The 20,883-nt window shown below is 43.2% G+C and carries 18 protein-coding genes and 1 pseudogene; 1 reads left to right on the plus strand and 18 read right to left on the minus strand.

Annotated elements, in window-relative coordinates; translation table 11 throughout:
- Nucleotides 1–283: 283 nt before the first annotated feature.
- The 3 genes from ABVF09_RS00005 to ABVF09_RS00015 form a co-directional block, all read right to left on the minus strand.
- A complete protein-coding gene (locus ABVF09_RS00005; protein ID WP_371068385.1) occupies nt 284–2,602 on the minus strand; it encodes an FtsK/SpoIIIE family DNA translocase in 2,319 nt (772 codons plus the stop codon).
- Between the two features lie 166 nt (nt 2,603–2,768).
- Nucleotides 2,769–2,981: a YlzJ-like family protein gene (locus ABVF09_RS00010; protein ID WP_153462587.1), complete on the minus strand. Its 213-nt coding sequence runs from the start codon at nt 2,979–2,981 to the stop codon at nt 2,769–2,771.
- A complete protein-coding gene (locus tag ABVF09_RS00015; RefSeq protein WP_026771340.1) occupies nt 2,978–3,700 on the minus strand; it encodes a ClpP family protease in 723 nt (240 codons plus the stop codon). Before ABVF09_RS00015 ends, ABVF09_RS00010 begins: the two co-directional genes overlap by 4 nt.
- Before the next feature lie 700 nt (nt 3,701–4,400).
- On the opposite strand from ABVF09_RS00015, the gene ABVF09_RS00020 reads away from it, so the two are divergent.
- The gene (locus ABVF09_RS00020; RefSeq protein WP_371068386.1) at nt 4,401–4,778 is read left to right on the plus strand and encodes a hypothetical protein; all 378 of its coding nucleotides are present in this window, start codon (nt 4,401–4,403) and stop codon (nt 4,776–4,778) included.
- Nucleotides 4,779–4,817: 39 nt separating this feature from the next.
- Here ABVF09_RS00020 and ABVF09_RS00025 read toward each other — a convergent pair.
- From ABVF09_RS00025 to infB, 15 genes and pseudogenes are all read right to left on the minus strand, one after another.
- Nucleotides 4,818–5,418, minus strand: a pseudogene (locus ABVF09_RS00025) (IS1595 family transposase); the annotation flags it as partial.
- Nucleotides 5,419–5,777: 359 nt separating this feature from the next.
- Nucleotides 5,778–6,647, minus strand: coding sequence for a 4-hydroxy-tetrahydrodipicolinate synthase (gene dapA / locus ABVF09_RS00030; RefSeq protein WP_371068387.1), 870 nt, complete (start codon nt 6,645–6,647; stop codon nt 5,778–5,780).
- A gap of 101 nt (nt 6,648–6,748) precedes the next feature.
- The gene (gene dapG, locus ABVF09_RS00035) at nt 6,749–7,975 is read right to left on the minus strand and encodes an aspartate kinase (RefSeq protein WP_037329042.1); all 1,227 of its coding nucleotides are present in this window, start codon (nt 7,973–7,975) and stop codon (nt 6,749–6,751) included.
- Nucleotides 7,976–7,990: 15 nt separating this feature from the next.
- A complete protein-coding gene (asd, locus tag ABVF09_RS00040) occupies nt 7,991–9,037 on the minus strand; it encodes an aspartate-semialdehyde dehydrogenase (protein WP_371068388.1) in 1,047 nt (348 codons plus the stop codon).
- Between the two features lie 116 nt (nt 9,038–9,153).
- Nucleotides 9,154–9,741, minus strand: coding sequence for a dipicolinate synthase subunit B (gene dpaB, locus ABVF09_RS00045; protein WP_026570315.1), 588 nt, complete (start codon nt 9,739–9,741; stop codon nt 9,154–9,156).
- A 1-nt stretch (nt 9,742) separates the two neighbouring features.
- Nucleotides 9,743–10,639 (minus strand): dipicolinic acid synthetase subunit A, encoded by an 897-nt coding sequence (dpaA, locus tag ABVF09_RS00050; RefSeq protein WP_371068389.1) that lies wholly within the window; start codon nt 10,637–10,639, stop codon nt 9,743–9,745.
- 392 nt (nt 10,640–11,031) lie between these two features.
- Nucleotides 11,032–11,262, minus strand: coding sequence for a YlmC/YmxH family sporulation protein (locus tag ABVF09_RS00055; RefSeq protein WP_026570317.1), 231 nt, complete (start codon nt 11,260–11,262; stop codon nt 11,032–11,034).
- Nucleotides 11,263–11,369: 107 nt separating this feature from the next.
- Nucleotides 11,370–12,581 carry a M16 family metallopeptidase gene (locus ABVF09_RS00060; protein WP_026570318.1) on the minus strand — a complete coding sequence of 404 codons (1,212 nt, stop codon included), beginning with the start codon at nt 12,579–12,581 and terminating at the stop codon, nt 11,370–11,372.
- A 33-nt stretch (nt 12,582–12,614) separates the two neighbouring features.
- Complete coding sequence (locus ABVF09_RS00065) at nt 12,615–13,565, minus strand: polysaccharide deacetylase family protein (protein WP_026570319.1); 951 nt, start codon at nt 13,563–13,565, stop codon at nt 12,615–12,617.
- A gap of 405 nt (nt 13,566–13,970) precedes the next feature.
- Nucleotides 13,971–16,082 (minus strand): polyribonucleotide nucleotidyltransferase, encoded by a 2,112-nt coding sequence (pnp, locus tag ABVF09_RS00070; RefSeq protein WP_371068390.1) that lies wholly within the window; start codon nt 16,080–16,082, stop codon nt 13,971–13,973.
- A 265-nt stretch (nt 16,083–16,347) separates the two neighbouring features.
- Nucleotides 16,348–16,617, minus strand: a complete 270-nt coding sequence (gene rpsO / locus ABVF09_RS00075; protein WP_026570321.1) for a 30S ribosomal protein S15 — start codon at nt 16,615–16,617, stop codon at nt 16,348–16,350.
- A gap of 340 nt (nt 16,618–16,957) precedes the next feature.
- Nucleotides 16,958–17,869, minus strand: coding sequence for a tRNA pseudouridine(55) synthase TruB (gene truB, locus ABVF09_RS00080; protein ID WP_371068391.1), 912 nt, complete (start codon nt 17,867–17,869; stop codon nt 16,958–16,960).
- A gap of 217 nt (nt 17,870–18,086) precedes the next feature.
- Complete coding sequence (rbfA, locus tag ABVF09_RS00085) at nt 18,087–18,437, minus strand: 30S ribosome-binding factor RbfA (protein ID WP_371068392.1); 351 nt, start codon at nt 18,435–18,437, stop codon at nt 18,087–18,089.
- Nucleotides 18,438–18,473: 36 nt separating this feature from the next.
- On the minus strand, nt 18,474–18,752 hold the full coding sequence (locus ABVF09_RS00090; protein ID WP_026570324.1) for a DUF503 domain-containing protein: 279 nt from the start codon (nt 18,750–18,752) through the stop codon (nt 18,474–18,476).
- The gene (gene infB / locus ABVF09_RS00095) at nt 18,749–20,881 is read right to left on the minus strand and encodes a translation initiation factor IF-2 (RefSeq protein WP_026771345.1); all 2,133 of its coding nucleotides are present in this window, start codon (nt 20,879–20,881) and stop codon (nt 18,749–18,751) included. The genes ABVF09_RS00090 and infB overlap by 4 nt, the downstream gene beginning before the upstream one ends.
- Between the last annotated feature and the right edge of the window lie 2 nt (nt 20,882–20,883).

Raw genomic sequence — 20,883 nt, forward strand, 5'->3', positions numbered from 1 at the left:
ATGCATGTACACACAACTCCTATCTGCTTGCTTGTTTCTTAGTCAATTCAAGTGTAGTAGAGATAGGAGCTTGTGTGTATTTTTTATGCGGAATTTTTCTAAAACCCCAACAAATATTGTAGAGCCTTTAAAAAAGCGCCTCATTGAACTAATCGTCAATGAGGCGCTTTTTTGGCAGCAACAAAAGAGCTGCATTCCGGGCCTTCGAATAAATCCTGCGTCCCTCTTCTGTGTGATAAAAACCGCTCTTTCCGGGCTTGTCTTTGTGTCGCAATTGAAAACACTAGGAAGTTTTCTCTTCTTCTTGTTGTGAAATTAACACTGCCCTTGGTTTACTTCCTTCATAAGGGCCGACAATTCCTCTTGCTTCCATGGCATCGATCAACCGGGCTGCTCGGGTGTAACCAATCCGGAATCTTCGCTGTAACATCGAAACGCTCGCGCTTTGCATCTCTAAAATCATTTGTACCGCGTCGTCAAATAATTCATCATCTACCTCTTCGTTCACTTCCGCTTCTTCATCCGGTATCATTTCCTCTTGGTACTGCGCTTTTTGCTGATCAATACAGTGGTCCACCACCCGTTCTACTTCCTCGTCGGAAAGAAATGCCCCTTGTATTCTCGTCGACTTGGATGAACCGACAGGAATGAAAAGCATATCTCCCCTTCCAAGAAGTTTCTCTGCTCCACCGGAGTCCAGAATGGTCCGCGAATCAGTGGCAGAAGAAACACTAAATGCAATCCTGGATGGTATATTGGCTTTGATGACACCGGTTATGACATCTACGGATGGACGCTGTGTCGCTATGATCAAATGGATGCCTGCAGCGCGGGCCATTTGTGCCAGACGCGTGATCGCATCTTCGACGTCGTTGGAAGCGACCATCATCAAATCTGCCAGCTCATCCACCAGTACAACAATATATGGTAACAGCGGCTGGTTGTCTTGATCTGTTTGATTATGTTTTTTTATGAACTCATTATACCCTTCAATATTCCTTGTCCCTGTATCAGAAAATAATTCATACCGTCTTTCCATTTCTGACACGACTTTCTTCAAAGCGCGCGAAGCCTTTTTGGGGTCTGTAACGACCGGGGATAACAGGTGCGGAATGCCATTATAGACATTCAACTCCACTTTTTTTGGATCGATCATCATCATTTTTACTTCATGCGGTTTTGCCCGCATCAAAATACTCGTGATGATCCCGTTGATACAAACACTCTTACCGCTTCCGGTTGCCCCTGCGACCAGTAAGTGCGGCATCTTATTCAATTCAGCCATGACTGCATCACCCGATATATCCCTGCCTAACACAAAAGAAAGCTTGGACCCTTGCTGTGCCTGCTTGGTTTCTAAAACTTCCCTTAAAGATACAGTCGCCACTTCCCCATTCGGCACTTCAATTCCGACAGCGGATTTTCCTGGAATTGGAGCTTCAATCCGAATGTCCTTAGCTGCCAGAGCCAACGCCAGATCATCATGAAGGTTGACAATTTTACTAACTTTCACACCGACATCCGGATATACTTCATATTTTGTCACTGCAGGTCCGACATGCACTTTCGTTACTTTCGCTTTTACTCCGAAGCTTTGAAAAGTCTTTTCCAATTTTCTTACCACAGCCTGAATTTGAGATCTTTCCTGCTGCTGGGTATTATATTCAGGCTCAGCCAGTAACGACATGGTCGGCAGCTTATAATCAAGGTTTTCCGCTTCCGTCATCGGCAATGATTCAGCTATTTCTCCATCCTCTGTATCTTTCTTTTGTTCGGAGGTGGTTTGTTCTTCTTTCTCCTCCGGTCGGTTAACTGTTTCTGCTGTTTGGACATCTGCAGAATAAGCGATATCCGTAAAATCCTGGATTACTGGTTCTTCAGCTGTCGATTCACTTCCATCCACCGTGGTCTCAGCTAAGCCTTCCTCCGTACGATTGGACTGCTTCTTTTTCTTTCGACCAGATCGATTATTCTGCTGCAACTTTTTCATTTGTTGTAATTGATTGCGAAAAAAACTGTTTGTCCGCTGCCAAACTTTGTCCAGTATTTCGCCTATCGACAGCTCCGTAACGAACAGTGCTCCAATTACTATCCCGAACACAGCTACAATTTTCGCTCCGGCCGCTGAAAATAAAAAGTAACAAAAAGCAAATAATAATGCACCGGCCATGCCGCCTCCGAGATTGGCTGAAGGTACGTCTCCGCCTATATAAGAGAGGATGTTGTCCCACGTTGTGACGATGATGGAAGTGTTCATCGATTCCTGCAATATGGATTCAAAGGTTTGGATATGAGTGATCAGCAATATCCCTGAAAAAATGATATAAAATCCAATCATGCGTTTATGCAATAGATATGGCACCCTTCTTTTGATGATCAATAATATCCCGGTCGTCAACAAGAACAGTGAAGCTACAAAATACCATATCCCAAAGAAAAAGCGAAAAATGTTTTCCAGACCTGCTGGAACAGCTCCGTCACTTATCGCACTCGCTCCACTACCCAAGACAGCCAAGAACACAAATAAGATACCAGTAAGTTCATATTTCACTTGCTTTTTTAGTTGAGATTTCTTTCTTCTGTTTTTTTTCTTTTTCGCCATATGATTCACCTCTGCACACATAAATAACAGCCAGTCTTCTTATGTAGTACAACCCTTGCCATCACGATGACAAGGGTTGATAACCTGAAATATTGGCAAGATTCCCCACTGGTCTCTATTGTTATTATAGCACAGAGTACGCGGATTGAGAGAAATAGAATTCTTTTTATTGACCAGAAATAATGGTTCCCGGTGTATAAGAATCATCAAGGTAATCCTGTGGATCAGTCGAAATCAGCTGTAAAATTCTGAACGATCCGTCTTTGTTCCTCTCAGCATGCACAGTCCTTCCGTTTATGTTTATAAATTGCCGATTGGCAAATGCCTCTTGATCGACACCGAATATCTCTTCCTCTGTCATGGGGGTATATAAAATCATTGCAGCATCTCCCCTGATTGTTTTTCCTTTTCTATCAATTCGTTCAACTTGTTCATGGCTTCCATGACTCCGCCGACGTCATCAATCAAGCCATACTTCACAGCGTCTGCTCCGACTACGTTCGTACCTATATCTCTTGTCAGATTCCCTTTCGCAAACATCAAGTCTTTAAATTTTTCTTCTTCGATATCGGAATGTTGCTTGACGAAATTGATAACCCTTTCCTGCATTTTATCCAAATATTCAAAGGTTTGGGGTACACCGATTACCAGTCCCGTCAATCGGATGGGATGGATCGTCATGGTTGCCGTCGGAACAATAAAGGAATAATCAGTCGAAACAGCTATGGGCACCCCGATTGAATGCCCCCCTCCCAGTACGATGGAAACGGTAGGTTTTGACAAGGATGCAATCATTTCTGACAAGGCAAGACCCGCTTCTACGTCTCCGCCTACCGTATTCAGCAAAACGATTAATCCTTCAATTTTAGGGTTTTGCTCTATTGCTACAATTTGCGGAATTAAGTGCTCATACTTCGTTGTCTTATTTTGCGGCGGCAGCTGTACGTGTCCTTCAATCTGCCCGATAATCGGCAGTACATGGATATTGGAATCCGGGGCCTGTGGTACAGTAGACTGACCAAGCTGCTGTATTTTTTGTACTAATGACGATTGATTATTTTGGTCTTGATTATCTTGTTTTGATGTATCTTTTCCCATTATTCATCCACGCTCCTTTTCAAGCATGTACCTAGTATGTAACAGTATGACTGCTTACATACACATGGTTGAAGGGAAGTTTTACGTTGTTTTTATGTTGTAGAAGTAGCTTTAATGGGCGAATTCTGTGGTTGATTTTTCTCCGTTAGTAATAGAAATACGCTGACCTACCACCTCCTATCTTAAAGTTTCTTGTTATAAGGATTTAGAAACTTTATATTAATTGGAAATCCGCGAGCATATTAATGTCTTGTTAATAGAAACTGCAGCCGTAACTTTAATGGAGTGTCATTGCCTATTCAAGAAGCGTGTTACCCAACGCTTCGGTAGCATACTTCGCTTTCCGTGGGCACGGCTTCAGCTAACTTGGTAAAGAAAAGCCCTTTACCAAGTGGATCTTCAGCTCGCGCTGTTCCCGCTGGAGTCTTCGTATGCTACCTGCGCTAAGAAGCATGCTGATTACGCAAGCGTAGAGAATTTTTCTTTTAGACCCAACAAGCCATCTTAAAACGGTTGTCTGAAAACATGTACTTCTTTTCATAAGGCTGTTTTCTAAAAGATTGTTGTTTTTAGACAATATTTTAGAATTTGAATTTTCAAATAAAATTAAGGTGATTTTGAAAACTTTAGGCTTTTTAATTCGTAGGAATATATTAAGGGAGGTTTTACTATTCTAAAAAAAATATTAGGTGTTTCAACAGTGATTGTGGGAATGATAATTTTACTTTACTTAATGGTTGGTAATTACTATGACCTCCAAATAGCTTCACAAATGGCATCAGAAAACACAAAAATCCTCCTTATAGTAATGTCTTTATGGGCATTCCTATTTGGTGTATTGATGGAATGGAAAGGTTTAAGGAGCCTTTTAAAAAGACAGTTTAACTTTAACTGGAAACTTTTTATTCCAACTGTTATCTTGACTGTTCTTGTGTTCATACCAAACATCTATTGGGTGAAGTGGTATGGAGTATCACAGGACATTTACCCCAACGTCTTTTTACTACCTGAAACACATATGATTTTATCGGTTTTAGCAGGAACAATATTGGTTCGTTCATTTACAGACAAAAATTAAGTGTTTCTATCGACTGACCTCTTTATCGGAGGTCTTTTCTTATGCACCTTTTAACATTTCAACTGTTGTATGATTAGATTTTTGACACGCTGAAATAAGCATTTGTTCTACTCGTTTATAAAAAGCCAAATCCTTGCCTATTTCAGGCCATCGGAACCAATAGAGTTAGTTGTGTCCAAATAATGAGTATCCACACCTTGAAAGCACTCCAATCAGCCTTTCAAACCGTTGTGGAAGTTATTAACGTGTTGGATATGGAATATCCCTTTCTTCACCCGTTGTTTTTGTCGGCCATTAACTGTTTCGTGCAACAGCCCTTTTAGTTTGGCGAACTTCTTATAGTTAGTGGCTGTATCTGTGCATAGCAAAGCAGACGGGGGAATATACTCACCTATCACAGTGCGATTTCTTCTGCTCTAGCACGACCTGTTCCTGCTTTTCGAGCAATCATATTACCATTTCTATCTTGTGCAACTACAACAGCAATTTAAAGGTTAGAAACACCTCTTATTTTGTCTTTTTCCCACGTTTCTTAGCTGATTTCTCTTCGACCTTTTAATGACTCATGAAAGAAGGTTTCGTCACTTTCTACGATACCTTGCAACTGATTGAACCCAAGACCTCCTAATGCGTTCAAGATTTAACGGTTCATAGAGGAACATGAATAAAAAAACGTCTAGTACGCGAGTTTCTAAACAGGAAACTGGTCCCAGCGAAGGAAATACCCGGAGACTCCTGCGGGAGGAAAGGCCACGGTGAGATCCCGCAGAGCGTCAGCTCGAGGAAGCTCACCAGCCACCCGCGGAAAGCGCAGGGTATTTCCGCAGCGGAACTCCCACTCAAAGGATGCAAGTAGTTAGGAAGACAAATTCAAACTATGTCGTAGTTTCTATCAACTATGATATTAAAGACCCTTGGTGAATAACCAATTTAAAAAAACGCGCTTGGATAAGCACGTTTTAAAAAGGGAATATATCCATTTATGGAGTTTACTTTGAATCATTTACCAGATAATAATTGTGTTAATTGTTTTCTTTCCTCTCCCGTCAATGGAACAAGCGGCAGACGAACACCTCCGACGTCCATCCCTTTAATTTGAAGAGCTGTCTTGACAGGCGTTGGAGAAGGAGCCATGAACATGCCTCTCATGATCGGTAGCAGTTGACGATGCAGCTGGGAAGCTTTCCCTGTTTCTCCTGTTTCAAATGCTGTAAGCATTTCCTGCATTTCTTTCCCAATGATATGTGATGAAACCGACACAACACCGTTTCCGCCAACAGCCGCTATCGGAAGTGTCAAACTGTCATCCCCACTGTAAACCGAAAATGCATCGCCTGTATTTTCGATAATTGTCGAAATAGCATCCAAATCGCCGGTAGAATCTTTTATAGATACTATGTTCGGTATTTTTGCCAGCTCTATTACTGTTTCCGGTTCCATTCGTACAACCGAACGTCCGGGAATGTTATATAGCATGATTGGCAAGTTCGTTTCCTTGGCGACTGCAGCAAAGTGTTCATAGATCCCTCGCTGACTAGGTTTATTGTAATAAGGGACGACCAGTAATGCAGCATCCACCCCGACTGCTTCTGCTTTTTTTGTCAATTCTATAGTGGCATAGGTGTTGTTGCTCCCAGTACCGGCGATGACAGGCACACGTTTATCCGCGTCTTTCACGACCTGATTGAATACAGCTATTTTTTCCTCCGAGGTAAGGGTCGGCGATTCACCGGTAGTTCCTGCAATCACGAGTCCATCGGAACCGTTTTTTAATAAATAATTCACCAATTCTGTTGTTTTTTCCAGGTCAACGTTCCCCTTGTTGTCAAACGGGGTGACCATTGCTGTTAGCACTCTGCCGAAATTCATGGCAATACGGACTCCTTTCATTTTCACTTCATCTTTTCGTTTCTTTAGTCAAGAGTAGCAGGTGGCAAACCACCTGCTACTATGCTGCATCTGCTAGTAAATCAATCGTGCTGAATATCCAGCTCAAAAGTATTATGAAGTGCATTTACCGCTGATACAAGGTCTTCCTGATGGATTAGCACCCAAATGGTCGTATGACTGTCTGCTGATTGAAGGATGTGAACCCCTGCATCTGTCAATGTCTGGACAATTTTTGCAGTCACTCCAGGTACGCCTGTCATTCCGGCACCCACTAAGGATACTTTTGCACAATCTCTGGTAATGATCGGTTCGTAATCCAAGCCTTCCAGCAATTCGACCGCCTGGTCTGTAAACCGCTCTGGTATAGTGTATACCACACCTGTCGGAGAAATATTTATAAAATCGACGGAAATTCCGGCGGCAGCCATTGCTTTAAATACCTCTGAATGCAAGCGGTAAGGTTCCTTGTTCGTATTTACCCTCACTTGTGTAATATCGGAAATATGGGCAATCCCCGTGACAAGCCTGTCAGGTATATCTTTTCCTTTTGCCGATTCACGTGAGGAGGTAACCAGTGTTCCGGTATCCTTAGAATGAGTGGAACGTACTCTGATTGGCACTTTTGCCTGCATCGCAATTTCGACCGCGCGTGGATGGATGACTTTTGCACCCTGATAAGCAAGATTGCAAATTTCTGAATAAGTAACCACATCCAATATTCTTGCTGTCTCTACAACTCGAGGATCCGCGGTCATGATTCCTTCTACATCCGTGAAAATATCGACATACTCGGCTCCAAGTCCTGCTCCCAATGCGGCGGCAGAAGTATCACTACCCCCTCTGCCAATCGTGGTTATTTCTCCATCTTCCGTTTTTCCCTGGAAGCCTGCCACCACAACGACATCATACATTTCCAATTCTTTCTTCACTCGTTCCGGATTCATTTCTTTGATCTTCGCCTCGGTAAAATCCCCGCTTGTAATAAAACCAGCCTGCGCGCCGGTAAGGGAAATGGAATGGATTCCTGCTTCTTTCAATTCATTGGAAAAAACCACCGAGGATATAGTTTCCCCGCAAGATAACAGCAAATCCTGTTCCCGCTTCGTAATTTGTGTCCGCGGAAACCCGACAAGCTGAAGCAGAGCATCTGTCGAATAAGGATCCGGATACCTCCCCATGGCTGATACCACCACTACTACTTTATAGCCTTCGTCTATCGCATCTTTAATATGTCCGGCGGCACTTGCACGAGTGTCTTTGTCCCGCACTGACGTACCACCGAACTTTTGAACTAATATTTTATTCATACACACACCTCAAAGTTACAGCAAATTATTTTTTGTAAGACTTTCTGCGATTTGCACAGAATTCCATGCTGCCCCTTTTAGTAGATTATCAGATACGACCCAAAGGTGAAAGCCTTTCGGATGGTCTGGGTCTTTTCTCACTCGACCGACAAAAACGTCACTTTTCCCTGCTGCGCTCAACGGGGTAGGATATTCTTGCTTAGATGGATCATCCTCCAGTATGACGCCATCCGCATTCCGCAATACTTCTTGGATATCGGCTGCCTGCAGTCCCTCTTTCTCTACCTCAATATATACACTTTCAGCATGAGAAGTGAAAAATGGAAGCCGGACGCACGTTGCTACTACAGGAAGATCCGGTGCATGCATGATTTTTTTCGTTTCATTGATCATTTTCATTTCTTCGAATGTATAGCCGTTTTCCTCGAACGTATCAATCTGCGGAAGGGCATTAAAAGCAATCGGAAAATGTTTTTTATCTCCTTTAACTGGCAGAATTTCCGCTTGCATATCTTCACCATTCAAAAATGCTTTCGATTGTTCTCGTAATTCTTCCGCAGCTGAAGTACCAGCGCCCGAAACTGCTTGATAAGTAGAGACGATTACTCGGGAAATACCATGATTTTTCTTGATCGGCTGGAGTGCAGCAACCATCTGTATGGTTGAACAATTCGGATTGGCGATAATTCCTTTGTGTTTGGAAAGATCTTCTTCGTTTACTTCCGGCACGACAAGCGGAACTTCTTTATCCATGCGAAAAGCACTTGTATTGTCGATGACCACGGCTCCTCTGTTTACTGCTTCGTGTGCCAGGCTTTTGGACACAGAACCCCCTGCTGAAAACAAAGCGATTTGTACTCCTTCAAAACTTTCAGGAGTGGCTTCTTCTACAGTTAATTCCTCGCCTTTAAAAACTATTTTTTTACCAGCCGAACGACTGGAAGATAATAACTTTAAACTTTCTAAAGGAAACTCTTTCTTTTCAAGTGTTTCCAACATTTTTTGTCCTACTGCTCCCGTCGCGCCTACGACGGCAACATGGTATCCTTTTTGGTTTTGCATGCTAAAAAATCTCCTCCCTGATTGATTCGGTGTCTGCTAATATGTTTACAGATTTTTCTCATAGTCTTTATTCTAACATAATAGAAGGAAGGAAGGTATAGAAAGGGTGCGGATGCTTATTTTCTTTCAATGATAACCGGTTGCAACTGTTGGTATTCCAGGGCGCTTTCTACCGTATTTTGCAATAAATCCATTTCTGCTACCAAGGAGTTCGGCTTCTTGAAAGGATCGTCCTGTCCATAAGGAATGAAGTAAATCAATTTCGTGGCCATCAACCGCATTAAATTGACCCCATTCAATCCCAAAGCATCGTTTGTCGAGATACCTAAAACTACAGGATTGCCATTACGGATGGTCGCTTTTGCAGCCATCAGGACTGGGGAATCTGTCAAGGCGTTAGCAAGCTTACTCATCGAATTACCGGTCAACGGGGCTATTACCATACAATCCAAAGGATATTTCGGCCCTAAAGGCTCTGCTTCTGGAATGGTTGTAATCAGTTCTTTACCAGTAATCTCTTTGATCCTTTGTAAATGTGCTTTTGCCTCTCCAAAATGGGTGTCGGTATGTTGAACAGTATAGGAAACTATCGGTACTACTTCCGCTTTTGCCTTTACCAGTTTTTCCATTTGAGGGAAAACTGCATCATACGTACAATGAGAACCTGTAAGACCAAAGCCGATTCTTTTTCCTTCTAATGACATATTACCTTCTCCTTTCCGAAAAGTGGGCCGTCAAAATTTGAGAAACTACTCTGCCAAGGATGGCGCCCGCTGTCTTTGGAGCGACAATTCCCGGCAGCCCGGGTGCGGGCATGGCTTTGATTCCCCTCTTTTCAGCAAAATCAAAGTCAGTTCCTCCTGGTTTGGAAGCCAAATCAATGATCAAGGTATGTGATTTCATCGGCTGGATTACTTCCCTGGTGACGACTCGTGCCGGTATGGTATTGATCAGCAAATCGCAGTTAGGAGAATGCGTGGCAAGGTCTTCCAATAAAACAGGGGTCAACCCCATTTCTGTAATCCTGGCAAGGTCTGGTTGATGCTTGGATCCGACAGAGACACGCGCACCTAATCCGGAAAACTTGCTGGCAAGCGTCATACCGACCCTCCCCAATCCCAAGATGATTACATTGCTTGAATGGATGGTAAAATCAGTATGCTGGATGGCCATCATGATGGTCCCTTCTACTGTTGGGATTGAGTTGTAAATCGCCACATCATCCCGATCGAATAACGGAACCAACTGTATAGCAGCCTCTCCAGCTGCTTCATCTAAAAATGGAGTAGTAATGCCAGAAAATACGATACAGTCTTTTTTCAACGCGTGAAACCAATCTTTTTTCAGCTGGATCTGTTTGTCGGAAAAAACAGTTTCCACATATCCTTGATGGTCTGTTCCTGGGACAGGAAGAATCACTGCATCTAGTTTACTTGGTTCCAAATCTTCCATTTCCGCTTGTTTGGCTCCTGTGAAACCCTGATCCAGTTGATCATAACCGATTATTGTCAGTTCCATTTGGGGATTTTTCGTTAAGTGCCTGATTAATTCTAAATATCTTGCGTCACCACCAATAATGGCGATATTCATTTTGGTATCCATTACTTCACCTCGCGTAGGGATAATGCGTCTCTGTTTATACTATGAAATCCGCCATAGTTAGTGACTGTACACTCATCCCGGTAGTATTCAAGGTAAAGTGAAATTGGCAAAAAAGCGAAAGCCTCTGTTTAAAGGATACAGGTGAATTCGCCATCTCCTGTGGCAACGCCTGCACAGGCCGCTTCGTTCGGGCCTCAGGCAAGCTTGAGACGAGCCCAGGCGTGGCAGAAGGATTGCCTTAGAACTGCCGGGAATGGGCACAGGAACTGGAAAAGAGCTGGTCCTGCCAACAACTGTCCAAAAGTCCATATTCTTTGATTTTCCTGGACACAACAAAAAAGCTTGCAGAGAAGCCGGAGTCTCTGCAAGCTTTTTAAGGTACCTATTATCACTCAGGAATCTATAATTATCATATCTTCACCGATTTTTTTGATATCACGCCAATTAATCCTTACATTTTCCCCTTCTTTTTTCATTCCGAACCATTTATAATTCGGCAGAATGAAGGATTCAATCTGACCGGTTTCCTCGTTAAATTCTAAATCGGTATGACCCAAAACGCCGAGTCTTGTACCGCTGCTGACATCGACGATTTCCTTGCCACTCAAGTCCTTGTATCTCATTTGTTCACCTATCCTTCCAGATCGCTCAGGTTTTAGAAGTCTTTGCTCTTATTTTATGTGGAAGAATGAAAAACATGATGATAAACATTTACACGGACCTTAGAATATCAAGGTGCAATCAACGCACTCGAATGCTCTTGTTCAAACAAAGAATGGATGATGTGACTGGTCGACTCATGTGTTACTTGATCAATTTCATCAATGATTTCATCCAGCGTCCGATGCCTGTTTAATATCAGTTCATTTTTGCCATTCCGGCTCATTCGGCTATTTGTACTTTCCAAACTCAGCATCAAATTGGCTTTCAGCTGTTCTTTGCTGTTATGAAGCTCTTTGTCAGTAAGTCCATTCAATTTGAAACTTTCGATAGTCGCTTCCATTGTTTCCTGTAGTAAAGTCAACTGTTCTTTTCCCGTCCCAGCATAAATAGTGAGCAATCCGTTATCGATAAATGAACTATGATAGGAAAAGACGGAATAAGCGAGCCCTCTCTGCTCTCTTACATCCTGAAACAATCTGGAACTCATACTGCCGCCCAGGACGTTATTCATGATGATTAAACTGTAGATGGATGGGTCATCGACTGGGAGACCTTGATAACCCAGACATAAATGAGCTTGCTCGGTATCTTTCTTGCGTTCTACATGCTCGGCCAGGAACATTGGCTGTTGATATTCGAATCCATTGCTTTTTGCATGATAGTTGCCGAATAACTTTTCGACTTGCTTAAAATAGCGGTCGTCAACATTGCCGGCTACAGAAATAACTACATTGCCCGGTGTATAATGGCTGTCCTTGTATCGTTGCAAATCTTCCCGGTTGAAAGAGGAAAGAGTTTTCTCAGAACCGAGAATTGGATACGCTAAAGGATGGTCACCGAAAGAAACATCTGACAGCATGTCATGGATAATATCGTCCGGGGTATCCTCGGACATCTTTATTTCTTCGAACACGACCTTCTTTTCTCTTTCCAGCTCTTCTTCTTCAAAAGTCGAGTTGAAGAACATATCCGCCAATATTTCTAAAGCAAAATCTTTATAAGTATCGAGCACTTTCGCATAAAAGCACGTGTACTCTTTCGAGGTAAAAGCATTGACCTGTCCGCCTATGGCGTCAAAGGCTTCTGCGATATCCCGGGCCGACCGCGATGTTGTTCCTTTGAAGAACATATGCTCCAGGAAATGGGATATCCCGTTATTTTCCAACGTTTCATTACGTGACCCTGTTTTGATCCAGATACCCACCGTGACGGATCGCACCGCCGGTATATCTTCTAATACTACTCTTAACCCATTGTCGCACGTATATTTTTTAAGCAAATCAAATCCTCCTATTTCTTCCTGCCTCCGTTTTTATCGTTGTTCGCTCAACAAACGTTCTATTGCAGCAATCTTGTAGCCTTTCCGTTTTATCATATCGATCAATTCAGCCAATCCGCTGTTCACCACATCTGTTGGATGCATCAAAATCATTGCGCCAGGATGCACTTTTTCCTCCACTCGCTTCAGCATGACAGGGACAGTGGGGTTTTTCCAATCAATTGTGTCAACCGACCAAAGGACTGTTTCCATTTCAAGATCAGCCGCTATTTGAACAACTTGTTCATTGTAACTCCCGCTTGGAGGAGCAAACCATTTCGGAGTCTCACCTGTTATGGCTTTGATTATTTCATTCGTCTTTTCTATCTGTTCCCTGTTTTCTGCAGTTGCTAACCGCTTCATGTCTGGATGATTGTAAGCGTGGTTTCCAATAGTATGCCCTTCTTCTTGGATCATCTTAACCAAGTCAGAATTCTGGCTCGCCCATTTACCCTCAATAAAAAAATTTGCCTTCACATTTTTTTCTCTTAAAGTTTTTAGCATACTTGGGATATTTTCAGTTCCCCAGGAAACGTTGATGAGCAATGTGACCATTTCTTTTTCCGGGTGTCCCCGATAGATCGGGGCTGCCGGAAGATCTTCAAAAGCAATCCGGGGCGGGACTTGTTCCAAAACAAGAAGCGACTTATCGAACTTTCCTGCTTTTTTCATTTTATTGACGGATTCTTCGATATTTACCTGTAAACCGTTTCTCCCGGGCATTTTCTTCCACACCCTGTCTATTTTTGCATTGTCAGCTTTCTCGTTCAAATGCTTCGCTTGCGTTTCTATTTCGCTGCGGAGCGATTCCTCTTCAGGACTTGTGACAGGAAGCGCTTCTGGTAGAACTTCCAGGTTGTTGTATTTAAATGGATTGGCAGCCGTCGGGAAAAAAGCGCCTGCCAATAGTAGAAAAACACCTATCTGGATAATGAACCGTTTCACTTTGATCCCTCCTCTTTTATAAATATGAGGGACGGGGACAAGGTAGAACAAAAGGGAATCCCAGTAGATCGCCTGCCTGCACAGCCAATTTTAAAGAAAAGCGAAAGCAACGGTTGAAGGGAGAACAGGGTAAATACGCTGCATCCAGCGGCAACGTCTGCATGTCCACATCATATGAGTATCCGACAAGCTTGAGTAAAGCCTTGAAGTGGCATTCATTGTCCACATAGCTTTGCTTCAGAACTCGAGGGGGGTAAGCACTGGAGCAGGACATTTTTATAATTGAAACTTTCTATCGTTCAAAAAAGAAATCTCGAACTTACCACTTTTATTATCGCAAAAAAACAGAGAAAAATTAGCCAAAAGAAAAAAAGAAACTGGGAGACCAGCTTCTTGTTTTTGCGTTTATTGTTCGTCTTCCTGCTTTTGTTCTTTGAGCACTGCTTTTCTCGATAAATTAACACGGCCCTGATTGTCGATTTCTTTTACCTTGACCATTAACTGGTCACCAATCGAAACGACATCTTCAACCTTTCCGACCCTTTCTTCAGCCAGTTCGGAAATATGCACAAGACCGTCTTTTCCTTTGAACAACTCAACAAAGGCTCCGAACTTCTCGATACGTCGTACGGTGCCAAGGTATATTTCGCCCACTTCCACTTCGCGTACAAGATCTTCGATGATTTTTTTGGCTTTTTGGTTCATGGACGAATCGGTTGAAGAAATAAATACTCTTCCGTCTTGTTCGATATCGATTTTAACTCCAGTATCCTCGATGATTTTGTTGATTTGTTTACCGCTCGGTCCGATTACATCACGTATTTTATCGGGATTGATCTCCATGGTAAGAATCTTCGGTGCATACTCGGAAAGCTCCTCTTTCGGTTCACCGATGGTTTCCATCATGTGATCAAGGATGTGCATCCGTCCTTTTTTAGCCTGGCTCAGTGCTTCGTCAAGTATTTCTCTGGAAAGACCTTCAATCTTGATATCCATTTGCAAGGCAGTCACACCTTTGGAAGTTCCTGCTACTTTGAAATCCATGTCACCAAGAAAGTCTTCCATGCCTTGTATGTCGGTGAGGATGGTATAATCTTCATCCTGCTTTACCAAGCCCATGGCTATTCCTGCTACCGGAGCCTTAATTGGAACGCCGGCATCCATCATTGCCATGGTGCTCGCGCAGATACTGGCCTGCGAAGTCGATCCATTAGACTCCAATACTTCGGAGACGAGTCTAATTGTATAAGGAAATTCCTTTTCAGAAGGAACCACTACTTCCAATGCCCGTTCCCCTAAAGCTCCATGACCGATTTCCCGACGTCCTGGACCTCTGATCGGGCCGGTTTCCCCTACACTGTATTGCGGGAAGTTATAATGGTGCATGAATCGTTTTGACTCTTCCAAATCCAAACCATCAAGAATTTGCACATCGCCCAACGCACCAAGTGTACACACACTTAAAGCCTGTGTCTGACCACGGGTGAACAACCCGGATCCATGCGTACGCGGCAGGACACCGATTCGGGAAGATAGAGGACGGATTTCGTCTACTTTTCTCCCATCCGGCCGTACCTTTTCTTTAGTTATTAAACGGCGTACTTCCTCTTTCACGAGCTTGTCCAATACACCTTTAACCTGTTTGATTTTTTCTTCTTCCGCCTCGGCTTCTTCATAACTTTCCACGACGGCTTTTTTAGCTGCATCGATTGCTTCTTCACGGGCATGCTTTTCTTGAACTTGGATGGCTTGTACAAGGGATTCTTTTGCTTTGGCTTCTACTTCAGCCGACAAACTTTTATCCAACTCAAACAAGGTCACTTCCATTTTTTCTTTCCCGACTTCGGCTATCACTTCCTCCTGGAATGCAACCAGCCGTTTTATTTCTTCGTGTCCGAACATGATTGCTTCCAGCATGACTTCTTCCGGCACTTCTTGTGCTCCGGCTTCCACCATATTCACGGCATCTTTTGTTCCGGCCACTGTCAAATTGATATCACTTTTTTCCAACTGTTCGATCGACGGATTAATAACGAATTCTCCGTCTACACGGCCGACAATCGCCCCCGCAATAGGTCCGCCGAACGGAATATCAGAAACGCCGAGTGCCAGGGATGACCCAATCATTGCCGCAATCACGGAAGAGCAATTTTGATCGACGCTCATCACCGTACTGATTACTTGCACTTCATTTCGAAAACCGTCAGCAAACAACGGACGTATCGGACGGTCGATCAAGCGGGAAGTCAGTACAGCTTTTTCACTTGGACGTCCTTCCCTCTTGATAAAACCTCCTGGAATTTTGCCTACTGCATATAAACGTTCTTCATAATTGACTGTCAATGGAAAGAACGGCAGGTCTTTCGGTTCATTTGATGCGGTCGCTGCCGTCAAAACAGAAGTGTCGCCATACTGAACCATACAAGCACCGTTGGCTTGCTTCGCTAACTCTCCGACTTCGACCGTGAACGGCTGTCCGGAGATTTCTGTAGAAAATACTTTCTTATCTGCCATCATCTATACTCCTCTCAATAAAAATCAAGCTTTCAGTTTCGGCAAATACTTTTTCACTTTGTTATAGCCATACTGTCAGTCTTTGCCGATTAAACAGTTTGCATACCCTGCAGCTGCCTCATGTCCTTAGACAGAGTGCGTGTACCATTGCGCCCGAAAGAAATCGGCCGTGCCGATTCACTCCGCGAAAATCTGCTTGAAAGCTGCTTTATGTAATGGTTTATAAGTACAGAAAAAGCGGGAATACTCCCGCTTTCCCCTGAAAAACTTAGCGACGGAGGCCAAGTCTTTGTATTAATTCGCGATAACGTGTAACATCTTTAGCGCGAAGGTAGTTCAACAAGTTACGGCGTTTACCTACCATTTTTAATAAACCACGACGTGAATGGTGGTCCTTTTTATGAACACGCAAATGCTCATTTAAATTTGTGATTTCTTCCGTTAGGACAGCGATTTGAACTTCTGGAGAACCAGTGTCGTTATCGTGTGTTTTGAAATCATTGATGATTTCGTTTTTGCGTTCTTGTGTGATTGCCATCCTTTTCACCTCCTATGAATTGTAAAACCCCAATCTCCCAGCAAGCGTCGGAGTTACGCGTTGCCAAGGGATGGTTTCCGTATTTTAGATTAACGCTTTTATTGATAAATTGCAAGTAATTATACAAAATCTCTTCAGGATATGCGCATTTTTTTAAAAGCTAGCCTTTTCAAAGACAAAGGGGTGTAGATAATAAACATTCAATGCCTTTCACGCCTCTTCCTGCTATCCTTTAGGATGAGTGCTAATTCAATCTTGCAGAAACACAAAGCGAATCTGCAGAACTTAAAACCCACTCAACGAAGATTTATTCAAACGGTTTTGCTGTTTTTTATCAAATTCAGTCCTGCTCATAGTGAAAAACCTTGGCTGGTTTCGTCATGCCAGCTTCCGAAGGATGTGGTTGATAAATAGCCAGCAGTTTTTCGTCTTGCTGTATCCGGAACTGTTTCGTCCCATGCAATTTTTCCGGCATTTTCAGTTTTTGACCGTGAAACACTCTGGCCGCCATGTCTGCATCAGCTTCAATCTTTTCTAAATGAGCTACTCCTTCTGATAAAGGAAGAAGCAAATCCAAGTGCTCATTTCTTTCTTTTGCCCGTTCAACTTCCTCTATTGTATAACTCCTGTTTTTATCAAAGGCCCCTGTTTTTGTCCTTACCAATCCAGACATATGCGCCGGATATCCGAGTTTTTCACCGATATTCACGCATAGTGTCCGCACATATGTGCCTTTCCCGCACTCCACAAGGAAACAAAAACGGATACAATCCCCTTCCTTCAGAATATCTGATAGGAGCTGGATCCGCTCAACATGCACAGTTCGCTCTGGCCGGTTCACCGTAAGACCTTCTCTTGCATACTCGTAAAGCCTTTTCCCCTTGACTTTCACTGCTGAATACATTGGGGGTATTTGAACAATATCTCCGATAAAACCTTCCAAAACCTGTTGGACGCGTGCAGCGGAAAAATCTTCCTGTACTGCAACCTGTTCAACAGGTGCTCCAAAACTGTCCTCTGTTTCTGTAGAGGCACCCAATGTTACTTCGGCGATATAAGTTTTTTTGGTATCAGTCAAATACGGGACCAGCTTGGTCGCCTGACCGATGCAAATGGGGAGAACCCCTTCCACTTCAGGGTCAAGCGTGCCGGTGTGGCCCACCTTCTTTGTACCATATAGCCGCCTTAGTTTTGCTACACAATCATGTGAAGTCCATCCCTTCGGTTTCCATAAAGGAAGAATTCCATCCATAGCCCTTTCCTCCGCCTCTAGATAATTTCATCAGAATCGATTCTATACCTGCCTGCAGTCGAATTCGCTCCATCTTCATCTCCGAGTATCTCAAGATGGAGAAAGCGACAACTTCTGATACGCCGTGCCTTTCTTTCCCGCCACTTTCTCGCAGTGGCTTGCACAAAGATAAAACCCTTGTTGGATGACAAGGGTTTTACCATCAGAAAAAAGCGATTTATTCTTCTGAATCATTTAATCGGCGAAGTATATGCTCAATTCTGTTTCCTTTTTCAATTGCATCATCAAATTCAAAGTATAATTCGGGTGTTTTACGTAAACGAATCCTCTTGCCGATTTCCGAACGGATAAACCCTTTTGCTTTGGCCAGTCCGACAAGCGTATCATGCCGTTGCTTTTCGTCGCCAAGCACGGAAATAAACACTTTAGCCTGTTGCAAATCACCGGAAACTTCCACATCAGTCACTGTGACAAAACCGACCCGAGGATCTTTGATTTTTCTTCCGATTATATCTCCAAGTTCTTTCTTCATTTGTTCCCCTACACGGTTTGCGCGTATTTCATTCATTTTCTATCACCTCTATTATGTGGAGGGAAAGTAATTTCAAAGCCACTCAAAGTTGGTAGTGGTTCGCTCCAATTCGGGAAAAGAATCAATGAGTTTCAACGCCTGATTAATCACCTTTTCCGCCTGGATTTTGTCAGCAGAGACGGTCACCAGGCCAAGGGCTGTTCTTTGCCATAAATCCTGGTGATCAATCTCGCTTACAGCAATATTATAATCATTTTTCAACCTTGTTATTAGGCTTTTAACCACAGAACGCTTTTGTTTTAGCGAATGGGGTTCATAGATAAAACAATTTACTTCCGCGTATAAGATCATACACGCTCGATTTCCTCCATGACATATGCTTCGAATATATCGCCTTCTTTTATGTCATTGAAGTTTTTCACCGTAATACCGCACTCATAGTTTTGGGCGACTTCTTTCACATCATCCTTAAATCGCTTGAGTGTATCGATTTCCCCTTCATAAATGACGATTCCGTCACGGATCACACGGACCCCTGCATCTCTGGTCAATTTCCCATCGGTGACATAGCTTCCGGCAATCGTACCGATTCTGGAAACCTTGAAAATCTCCCGCACTTCCGCTTGCCCGATAACTTTTTCCTCAAATTCCGGATCAAGCATTCCTTTCATGGCAGATTCTATTTCTTCAATCACCTTGTAGATGATGCGGTGCAGGCGAACGTCCACATTTTCTGTCTCAGCAGCTTTTTTGGCATTGTTATCCGGACGAACGTTGAATCCGATCACAATTGCATTGGATGCAGAAGCAAGGATAATATCCGACTCTGCAATCGCACCTACACCTGTATGGATGATATTTACTTTTACGCCTTCCACATCTATTTTTTTCAGTGAAGATGCCAATGCCTCAACAGAACCTTGTACATCTGCCTTCAGTACAAGGTTTATATCCTTGACTTCCCCTTGTTTGATTTGTTCAAACAAATCATCAAGGCTAACTTTCGCTTTATCACTGCGCTTTTCTTCGATTTGTTTTTGCTGACGTGCTTCACCGACTTGACGGGCTTTCTTTTCGTCAGCAAAGACAACAAACTGGTCACCTGCCTGCGGCACTTCGTTCAAACCGGTGATTTCCACAGGAGCTGATGGCTCAGCTGTTTTCACCCTGCGTCCAAGATCATTGACCATTGCCCGAACTCTTCCATATGTGTTACCGACAACAATCGGGTCTCCGACACGCAAGGTTCCATTTTGCACCAGCAAGGTCGCTACAGAACCTCGTCCTTTATCCAGCTGTGCTTCGATTACTGTTCCACTGGCATAGCTGTTAGGATTTGCTTTCAGTTCTTCCACTTCGGAAACAAGCAAAATCATTTCAAGCAGATCGTCGATTCCTTCTCTTTTAATAGCAGAAAGTTGAACGAATATAGTGTCGCCGCCCCAGTCTTCCGGAATCAATTCATGTTCCGTCAGTTCCTGCATGACACGATCAGGATTGGCTCCCTCTTTATCCATTTTATTGACAGCAACAATGATTGGTACTTCAGCTGCTTTGGCATGGTTGATCGCTTCCACTGTCTGCGGCATGACTCCGTCATCTGCTGCGACAACGAGTATGGCGATATCCGTTACCTGTGCGCCGCGTGAACGCATGCTGGTAAAAGCGGCATGGCCTGGTGTATCCAAAAATGTTACTTTCTTGCCATTTTCTTCTACTTGATATGCACCGATATGCTGCGTGATGCCTCCTGCTTCGCCTTCGGTCACTTTCGTGTCGCGTATCGAGTCGAGTAACGTTGTTTTACCATGGTCCACGTGGCCCATAATCGTCACAACAGCTGGACGTTCCACGAGGTCTTCTTCTTTTTCTTCTGGTTTGAAGTTTTCCAGATCCGTTTCATCGACTTCGACAACTTGTTCGGCTGTCACTCCGTATTCATCACAAATCAATTCGATTGAGTCCTGGTCCAAATCTTGATTTTTTGTTGCCATGGTTCCCAAAAACATCAATTTTTTGATGAGTTCAGAAGCGTCTTTATTTAACTTATCAGCCAGTTCACTAACGGTCAGCGAATCGGTGTACGTGATTTTATCAGGTGTTTCCTGTTTTTTGCCTTTCGATTGCTGTTTGTTTTGGCCGGAATGTTGGTTGTTTCTTTTTTTGTTTTTGTTGTTCTTATTGTTTTTGTTGTTTGGATTCTTTCCATTTTGTTGCGTACGGTTGTTTCTGTTTTTATTATTTTGATTGGCATTTGTTTTATTGGAGGAACTATCTCCACTGACTGGTTTTGCTTGTTCTTGCTTTTTGTCAGCCTGTTTATTGCCGCTGATTGCTTTATCCAGCGATTTGATTGTGTCTTCTGAAATGGTCGACATATGATTCGACACTTCCACATTCAACTCTTTTAATTTATCTATGACCACTTTACTGGATAGATTGTGTTTTTTCGCATATTCGTAAACTCTTGTTTTACTCATAC

Source organism: Sediminibacillus sp. JSM 1682029, from assembly GCF_041366435.1.
Classification (GTDB): domain Bacteria; phylum Bacillota; class Bacilli; order Bacillales; family Amphibacillaceae; genus Sediminibacillus; species Sediminibacillus terrae.

Coding starts and splice junctions, on each gene's coding strand:
- ABVF09_RS00055 (WP_026570317.1), bottom strand. CDS start 11,262: ATGAGATACAAGGACTTGAGTGGCAAGGAAATCGTCGATGTCAGCAGC.
- dapA (WP_371068387.1), bottom strand. CDS start 6,647: ATGAATTTCGGCAGAGTGCTAACAGCAATGGTCACCCCGTTTGACAAC.
- ABVF09_RS00005 (WP_371068385.1), bottom strand. CDS start 2,602: ATGGCGAAAAAGAAAAAAAACAGAAGAAAGAAATCTCAACTAAAAAAG.
- pnp (WP_371068390.1), bottom strand. CDS start 16,082: ATGATGGCAGATAAGAAAGTATTTTCTACAGAAATCTCCGGACAGCCG.
- infB (WP_026771345.1), bottom strand. CDS start 20,881: ATGAGTAAAACAAGAGTTTACGAATATGCGAAAAAACACAATCTATCC.
- asd (WP_371068388.1), bottom strand. CDS start 9,037: ATGCAAAACCAAAAAGGATACCATGTTGCCGTCGTAGGCGCGACGGGA.
- ABVF09_RS00090 (WP_026570324.1), bottom strand. CDS start 18,752: ATGATCTTATACGCGGAAGTAAATTGTTTTATCTATGAACCCCATTCG.
- truB (WP_371068391.1), bottom strand. CDS start 17,869: ATGGATGGAATTCTTCCTTTATGGAAACCGAAGGGATGGACTTCACAT.
- dapG (WP_037329042.1), bottom strand. CDS start 7,975: ATGAATAAAATATTAGTTCAAAAGTTCGGTGGTACGTCAGTGCGGGAC.
- rpsO (WP_026570321.1), bottom strand. CDS start 16,617: ATGGCAATCACACAAGAACGCAAAAACGAAATCATCAATGATTTCAAA.
- dpaB (WP_026570315.1), bottom strand. CDS start 9,741: ATGTCATTAGAAGGAAAAAGAATCGGCTTTGGTCTTACAGGTTCTCAT.
- ABVF09_RS00010 (WP_153462587.1), bottom strand. CDS start 2,981: ATGATTTTATATACCCCCATGACAGAGGAAGAGATATTCGGTGTCGAT.
- dpaA (WP_371068389.1), bottom strand. CDS start 10,639: ATGGATACCAAAATGAATATCGCCATTATTGGTGGTGACGCAAGATAT.
- rbfA (WP_371068392.1), bottom strand. CDS start 18,437: ATGAATGAAATACGCGCAAACCGTGTAGGGGAACAAATGAAGAAAGAA.
- ABVF09_RS00015 (WP_026771340.1), bottom strand. CDS start 3,700: ATGGGAAAAGATACATCAAAACAAGATAATCAAGACCAAAATAATCAA.